The organism is Tsukamurella soli, from assembly GCF_039541155.1.
GTDB lineage: Bacteria > Actinomycetota > Actinomycetes > Mycobacteriales > Mycobacteriaceae > Tsukamurella > Tsukamurella soli.
The window spans coordinates 23,496-31,013 of sequence record NZ_BAABFR010000062.1 but is presented as its reverse complement, the minus strand read 5'-3'; the positions used below and the strand labels follow the sequence as shown (position 1 = coordinate 31,013).

Below are 7,518 nucleotides of genomic sequence, written 5' to 3'. Positions count from 1 at the left end.
CCGCTCGGCGGGCGGCGGACTCCGCGGCCGCGGCCTGGCGGACGTCCGCGTCGGAGGCGACCGTCTGGGCGATCGCCGCTGCGCGCTGCGTGAACTGCGCGCGGACCTCGCCGGCGGACCTGTGCACGACGAGCCCGAAACCGACGGCCAGGCTCACCGTGATCACCGCGACCTGGAGCAGCAGGATCTGCGTGCGCAGCCGGAGCCCGTGCGTGCGTGCGCGGGTCGGTCGGATCGGGTGGAGCCTGGCCATCGCGACAGCCTATTCCGGTAGTGCCTGTCTCAGAACGGGATCTGGCCGACCACGATGCCCACGGCGAGCATCACCAGAGAGACGGCCGCAGCCCGCCACAGCACCTTCCGGTGGTGGTCCGCGAGCGACACCCCCGCCAGCGAGACCAGCAGCAGGATCGCCGGAACCAGTGGGCTCTGCATGTGGAACGGCTGGCCCGTGATCGATGCGCGCGCCATCTCCGCAGCACTCACGCCGTACTGGCCCGCGGTCTCCGACAGCACCGGCAGGACGCCGAAGTAGAAGGCGTCGTTGGACATCAGGAACGTGAACGGCATCGAGAGCACGCCGGTCACGACGCCGAGATGCGGGCCCATCGACTCCGGGATGGCGTGGGTCAGCCAGGTGGCGACCGCCTCGACCATACCGGTGCCGGTGAACACGCCGGTCAGCACCGCTGCCGCGAGGACCATGCCCACCACCGACACGATCGAGCTGGAATGCCGGGTGATCGCGGCCTGCTGATCCGCGACGGCGGGGAAGTTCGCGATCAGCGCGATCGCGGCGGTGATCATGAACAGCACGGGGATCGGCAGCACGTCGAGCACCAGGACCACGAGCAGGGCGACGGTGAGCACCGCGTTGAACCAGTAGATCAGCGGCCGGCGCCGATCGTCCGCGTCGTCGTGGGGGCCGCCGGCCGCCGTCAGCGCCGACGCGCCCGCGCCGGCGTCGGATCCCGCCGCGCCCGTGCCACCGTCGGATCCCGGTGCGCCCGTGCCACCGTCGGAGGCCGACCCGCCCACGCCGATCAGGGTGCGGTCGCTCGCGCCGTGGAGCACCCGCTCGTGCAGCACCAGGGTGCCGATCCGGCGCCGCTCCATGCGGCCGAGGTGCCACGAGAATGCGAACACGACCAGCAGGCCGGCGATCAGGGCCGGGATCATCGGTACGAACACGTCCGACGGCGAGATGTGCAGTGCGGCAGCGGCGCGGGCGGTGGGACCGCCCCACGGCACGATGTTCATCGTGCCGTTGGCGAGGCCCGCGGCCACGGTGAGCACGACGGGGCTCACGCCCAGGCGCAGATACAGCGGCAGGAGCGCCGACGTGGTGATGATGAACGTCGTGGAGCCGTCGCCGTCGAGGGAGACGATGGCTGCCAGCACGGCGGTGCCGACCACGAGCTTCGCCGGGTCCTCACCGACCATCCGCAGCACGATCTTGACGATCGGGTCGAACAGCCCGACATCGATCATGATGCCGAAGAAGACGATCGCGAAGAACAGCATCGCCGCGGTGGGTGCGAGATCCTTGATCCCGCCCGTGATCATCGTGCCGATCCCGGTACCGGCCCCGGCCGACAGGCCGAACACCACCGGCACCGCGATCAGTGCGACGACCGGCGTCGCGCGTTTGGTCATGATGAGGGCCATGAACACGACCACCATCGAAAGTCCTAGAGCAACCAACATGTCGCACTCCTCGTGGGGTGAATCAGGTAACAGTGGAAGGATCCGGGTGATGGCCGCCACGGTCCATCTTGTACGAATTAGTCGCGGTTTTAGGCGTTTTGCGCTGAGTTGCCTCGGTTCTCGAGAACGTTGAAGTGGTGAAGCGTCGATGTGCTAGCGGTAACCTCGGTGTGGTGCGCAGACAGGTGTCGAGGACGAGGACGGGGCTGGTCGGCATGACGGTGGTGCTGACGCTGGTGGGGGCGTGTTCCCGGCCCGCACCGGCGCCCCCGCTCCCGCCGACCAGCGCGCCGCTGGCCACCCCCGTGTCGGCGCCCGCGCTCGCCGGGCGCGGCCAGGTGGTCGACGCGCAGCGGGCGACCGTGCCCGGCACGGGTGATGCGCAGGTCGTGGTCTATCGCTCGACCAACGGCACCGATGGGGCGCCCACGCAGGTCTCGGGCGTGTTCGTGACGCCGACGGGGGCTCCGCCGGCGGGCGGCTGGCCGGTGATCGTGTACGCCCACGGCACCACCGGGCTGCCGCCGGAGTGCGGGCCGACCCTGAACCTCGGCCGGGTCAACGACTTCGGGCCGGTCGCGATGCTCGCCGCCAAGGGATACGCCGTGGCCCTGATCGACTACCAGGGCATGGGTGTCGCCGGCCGGCAGCAGGGCGCGACGGCGGCCGACCCCACGATCCCGTACCTGGAGCCGCGGTCGGCGGCGTACGACGTGATCGATGCGGTCCGGGCCATGCAGCACCTGCATCCGGGCCAGGTCTCGTCGAGGTGGGCCGTCGCCGGGCACTCGCAGGGCGGACAGGCCGCGTGGGCCGCCGCCGAGCTCGCGCCCACGTACGGCACCGGCCTCACGCTGGTCGCCGCGATGTCCCAGGCGCCGGTGCTCGATCTACGCACGCTCGGCTACGACGACGGCCGGATCGATAACGACCAGGCGTGGTTCCTGCCGACCCTCATCACCGGCGTGGCCGACTCCCGGCCCGAGATGAATCGGTGGAACTACCTGCGCGGCTCGGTGCGCGCGAACCTCCCGACCCTGATCAACTGGTGCGACCCGGCCGTCAAGGCGAAGCAGACGGCCGTCGAGTCGGCGATGACGCACCAGGAGCTACTGCCCGCGACCCGACGCGACGCGGAGTTGCTGCAGACCGCTCTGACGCAGTATTCGCTGCCGCAGCGGCGCATCGCGGTGCCGGTGTATGTGGCGCAGGGCAGCAAGGACCCGTTGGTGCTACCTCAGTCCACCCGGACCGCCGTACGTCAGGCCTGTGCACTCGGCGACCGGGTGCACCTGACGGTGCTGGTCGGCAAGGGCCACGACATCGGCGGCGACATGGGCGGCTACGACTGGCTCTACGACCGGTTCGCGGGCAAGCCGGACGATGCGGTGTGCTCGGCCGGCTGAGCCTCCCAGGTGACGGTGCCCCCGTGCGGTCCTGGACTACAGCACCCCGTGCAGCGGGGGCGCCGCGCCCTGCAGGGTGTTGCGGCCCAGGTGCCACACCTTGAAGCGGACGGGGTCGTGCAGCGTGTGCGTCCGAGCGTCGCGCCAGAACCGATGAAGATCGAGATCCTCTCCGGCGCTGCGGGTCCCGCTCACCTCGAACAGTGCGGACGACACCTCGGTCGCCGCTCGGTCCGCGAGCACCTTCGCGGTGGCCACCGCCAGGGAGGCCTCCTGCGCGGATTCGGTTCCGGGCCCATCGAATACGGTGTCGACGGCATGCCCCGCGGCCTGGAGGGCGGCCTCGGCGGCGCGCACTGTCACCGTCAGCTCGCCGAACCGCTGGATCACCAGCGGGTCCGCATCGGCGCGGTCGACGCCGGCCTCGAACCACGGGCGCGACTTCGTGCGCACGAATTCCGCTGCCGCGTCGAGTGCTCCGCGCGCGATGCCCGCGTCGATCGCCACGTGCAGCAGCTGCGCGAACGCACCGTAGCCGGTCGGCTCGGACAGCGCGGGGGACCGGGGCACCACCGCATCGGGCGCTACGAGGACACAGTCGAAACGCACGGTGCCGCTGCCGGTGGTGCGCTGCCCCATACCGTTCCAGTCGTCGACGACGGTGACGCCGGGCGCGTCGGCCGGGACGAACGCGATCACCTGCTCGCCGCCGTCGGCTCCCGGGGCATCGGTGCTGCGCGCCAGGACCGCGAGCGTGTCCGCGAACAGTGAACCGGTGCAGTAGAACTTCTCGCCGTCGAGACGCAACGCACCGTCAGCGCCGGGCGCGAGGGTCGTCGCGACGTCGGCGACGGTCCGCCCGCCGCGCTCGGATTGCGCGTTAGCGATCCGCCCGCCCGCGAGCACGCCGGCGAAGTACCGCGCCTGCTGCTCCTCCGTGCCGCCGAAGCGGAGCACGTTGAGGTACACGAAGTGGCTGTGCGGGATCTGGGCGATCGACGGATCCGCGGCGGCGAGGCGGCGCACCACCTCGGCCAGGATCGACGGCGGCAGGTCTGCACCGCCGAATCGAGCCGGCACCGTCGCCGCCAGCAGCCCGCTGGCCGACAGCTCGTCGATCTCGGCGAACGGAAGCCGGCGGTCGCGGTCCCGCGCGGTCGCGCCCGCGGCGAACCGTCCCGCGAGTTCGGTGGCGGCGGAAAGGGCCTCGTCGGCGGAGGCGATGACGCGGGCGGGGGCGGCGAGCGACGTCACACGAGGGCCCGGCCACGTTCGGCCTCGACGCTGCGGCTCGCCTCGATCTCCCGCACCAGGGGCAGCACCTTCTCGCCGAAGTACTCGATCTCCTCCTGGAAGTGCAGGAAGCCGCCCAGGATCAGGTCCACGCCGAGCTCTTTGTAGGCGACGATGCGCTCGGCCACCTGCTCGGGCGTGCCGATCAGCTGCGTGCGGAAGCCGTCGTTGTACTGCACCAGGTCCTCGAAGGTCGAGTCGGCCCACATACCCTTACCGTCGGCGGCCGACTTGCCGGCCTGCTGCACCGCGTCCCGGAACCCCTCGACGGCAGGCTTGTTCGCCTTCTCGACGATCTCTCGCAGCGTCTCCTTCGCCTCTTTCTCGGAGTCCCGCGCGATGATGAATCCGTTGAGGCCGAACTTCACCTCGCGCTCGGCGTTGCGGGCGATGCGGCGCAGGTCGTCGAGCTGATCGGTGACACCGTCGAAGTCCTTGCCGTTGGAGAAGTACCAGTCGGCGTAGTTGCCGCCGTTGATCCGGGCCGCGGTGGAGTTACCGCCCTGGAACAGCTCGGGATTCGGGCGCTCGGGCGTGTTGAGCGGCTTCGGCTTGAGCGTGAAGTCGCGGATCCGGTAGAAGTCGCCGGCGAACTCGACGTGGTCCTCGGTCCAGATCTTCCGAATGACCTGGAGGAACTCGGCGCTGCGGCGGTATCGCTCGTCGTGCTCGAGCCACGGCTCGCCGAGGGCGCGGAACTCTCCTGCGAACCAGCCCGAGACGACATTGATCGCGAACCGGCCGCCCGACAGATGGTCGGCGGTGGCGCCGAACTTCGCGAGGACGGCGGGGTGCCACAGGCCCGGGTGCACGGCGGCGATCACCTTGAGCTTCTCGGTCGCGCCGAGCAACGCGAGCGAGAACGACGTCGACTCGTGCTGGTACTCCGCGCCGTAGCTCGCCATGTACCGCACCTGCGAGAGGGCGTACTCGAAGCCGACACGCTCCGCGGTCTGGGCGAGCTTGCGGTTGTACTCGAAGTCCCAGTCGGTGCGCTGCTCGATATCGCTCGTGACCAGGCCGCCCGACACATTGGGCACCCAGTAGGCGAACTTGATCTGGTCCGCGATCCGTTCGGTGGTCATGGTGGTCTCTTCTCGTGTGGTGGGCATGAGGAATCACCCCCGGGGCGGGCCCGGGGTTCGATGGTGTCGTCGGGGGAGTGGCTTCGCGGGGTTACGACGAGGTGGGGGCCAGAGGAGCCCCGCGCTCGACCGGCGGGGCCGCGAGGAACGCGCCGCCCACCCGCTGGAACCCCTGGTCGAGGTCGGGCTCGACGAGACCCTTGCGGATGAGCGCCGGCCGCACGCCTTCGCCGAACTGGTACGCCTCCTCGAGGTGCGGGTAGCCGGACAGGATGAAGTGGTCGAGTCCGAGCGCGGCGTACTCGGCGATGAGATCGGCGACCTCCTCGTGCGAGCCGACGAGGGCCGTACCCGCGCCGCCGCGCACCAGGCCGACGCCCGACCAGAGTCCGGGGTAGATCTCCAGCGACCGTGCATCCGCGGCCTCGTCGTAGGCGAGGCCACCGCCGTGCAGTTCGCGCATGCGCCGCTGCCCGTCGGACTCGGAGCGGGCGAGGTTCGCCTGCGCGGCCCGTACCGCCTCCGGGTCGAGGTTGCTCAGCAGCCGGTTCGCCTCGGCCCATGCCTGCTCGCTGGTGTCGCGCGCGATGACGTGCAGGCGGATGCCGTACGTGAGTTCCCGCCCCTCGGCGGCGGCGAGCCCGCGGACCCAGTTCAGTTTCTCGGAGACCTGCGCGGGCGGCTCGCCCCAGGTGAGGTAGGTGTCCGCGTACTTGGCGGCGACGGTGCCGGCCGCCGGGGAACTGCCGCCGAAGAAGATCGGCGGCACCGGGTCCGGGCGGCGCGCGAGCACGCCGTTGTCGAGCTTGATGTACTCGCCGTCGAACGAGACGGGGTCCTCGGACGTCCACAGCCGGTTGCTCACGTCGAGGTACTCACCGCAGCGCGCGTAGCGCTGTTCCTTGCTGAGGTAGTCCCCGAACGCGCGCTGCTCGGACGGCTCACCGCCGGTGACCACGTTGAGCAGCAGCCGGCCCTCCGACTGCCACTGGAAGGTCGCCGCCATCTGGGCCTGCAGCAGTGGGCTGATCAGTCCGGGCCGCGCCGCGACCAGGAACTTCAGCTCGTCGGTGGAGTCGATCAGCATCGCGGTGCTCAGCCAGGCGTCCTCACACCACAGCCCGGTGGGCGTCAGCACGGCCTCGAACCGGTTCTGCTCCGCTGCGTACGCGAGTTGCTTGAGGTACCTCAGATCGGCCGGGCGGTCACCGGTCATACCGCTGCCGTGCCCACCCGCCATGAGGTTGCGCGAATCGCCGTACGTGGGCAGGAACCAGTGGAAGTGCAGAGACACCCGGTGGACCTCTCGGATCAGGCACGCGCCGGCCGCATGCGTCGTGGCCAGTGTCGTCCTGGATCGCTCGCCCGGGCCAGAATTGGAATCGTGGTGCACGAAACGCGACAGCGGGTTGCGGATGGGCGCCCACCGCCCCGTCCGCAACCCGCTGGGGTCCCCCCGGGAACGGGTGCGGCCAACGGGCTCAGTGCCCGGCGCGCACCCGAGTGGGAGTGACGCGGACGATCACCCGCTGATTCCCGGGGTCGGGCTCGGTCCACGACGTGCCGCGGTACTTGTGGCACAGATCGTCGATCAGCCGGCCGGTCGGATCGTCGATGAGCTCGGCGGTGCCACGCACCTCGACGGTGTCCATCGGGTCGTCCGGCGCGATCCACGAGATGCTCACACGCGGATCGCGGTCGAGGTTGTCGGTCTTGCGCCGGCCGCGGATCGTGGAGAACACGACCGCGTCCCCGTCGGTGTGCGCCCACACCACCGTCAGCTGCGGCGAGCCGTCCGGCTGGAGGGTGGCGACGGTGGCGAGTACCGGGGCCTCGATGATGCTGCGGGCGTGGTCGGACAACGAGTCGGTCACTTCGGTTCTCCTGGCGGTCGGGCCCCGGCGCGCGGCGCGGGCCGGCGTGAGGGTGATGCAGATCGTGCTGCAGTGGCAGATCGTGCTGCAGTGGATGCCGTCGCCAGGATATCCACCGGGCGGTCGAGACGGCCGAGACGTCACGTGGATTTC

6 protein-coding genes and 1 pseudogene are annotated in these 7,518 nt (G+C 70.5%); 1 reads left to right on the top strand and 6 read right to left on the bottom strand.

The window, feature by feature from the left end; translation table 11 throughout:
• A pseudogene (locus ABD908_RS17640) lies at positions 1–253 on the bottom strand (hypothetical protein); the annotation flags it as partial.
• Between the two features lie 29 nt (positions 254–282).
• Positions 283–1,707 carry a CitMHS family transporter gene (locus tag ABD908_RS17635; RefSeq protein WP_344998315.1) on the bottom strand — a complete coding sequence of 475 codons (1,425 nt, stop codon included), beginning with the start codon at positions 1,705–1,707 and terminating at the stop codon, positions 283–285.
• A gap of 173 nt (positions 1,708–1,880) precedes the next feature.
• Here ABD908_RS17635 and ABD908_RS17630 point away from each other — a divergent pair, with 173 nt between their 5' ends.
• The gene (locus ABD908_RS17630; protein WP_344998313.1) at positions 1,881–3,113 is read left to right on the top strand and encodes an alpha/beta hydrolase family protein; all 1,233 of its coding nucleotides are present in this window, start codon (positions 1,881–1,883) and stop codon (positions 3,111–3,113) included.
• 36 nt (positions 3,114–3,149) lie between these two features.
• On the opposite strand, the gene ABD908_RS17625 is transcribed toward ABD908_RS17630, so the two are convergent.
• The 4 genes from ABD908_RS17625 to ABD908_RS17610 form a co-directional block, all read right to left on the bottom strand.
• Positions 3,150–4,367 (bottom strand): SfnB family sulfur acquisition oxidoreductase, encoded by a 1,218-nt coding sequence (locus tag ABD908_RS17625; RefSeq protein ID WP_344998311.1) that lies wholly within the window; start codon positions 4,365–4,367, stop codon positions 3,150–3,152.
• A complete protein-coding gene (sfnG, locus tag ABD908_RS17620) occupies positions 4,364–5,491 on the bottom strand; it encodes a dimethylsulfone monooxygenase SfnG (protein ID WP_344998319.1) in 1,128 nt (375 codons plus the stop codon). Before sfnG ends, ABD908_RS17625 begins: the two co-directional genes overlap by 4 nt.
• A 91-nt stretch (positions 5,492–5,582) precedes the next feature.
• Entirely contained in the window at positions 5,583–6,785 is a 1,203-nt protein-coding gene (locus ABD908_RS17615) for an LLM class flavin-dependent oxidoreductase (RefSeq protein ID WP_344998310.1), read from the bottom strand.
• Between the two features lie 187 nt (positions 6,786–6,972).
• Positions 6,973–7,365, bottom strand: a complete 393-nt coding sequence (locus ABD908_RS17610) for a PPOX class F420-dependent oxidoreductase (RefSeq protein WP_344998308.1) — start codon at positions 7,363–7,365, stop codon at positions 6,973–6,975.
• Positions 7,366–7,518: the final 153 nt, after the last annotated feature.

Excerpts from the sequence above, each read along its gene's own strand:
- sfnG (WP_344998319.1), bottom strand. The coding sequence starts at position 5,491 with ATGACCACCGAACGGATCGCGGACCAGATCAAGTTCGCCTACTGGGTG.
- ABD908_RS17635 (WP_344998315.1), bottom strand. The coding sequence starts at position 1,707 with ATGTTGGTTGCTCTAGGACTTTCGATGGTGGTCGTGTTCATGGCCCTC.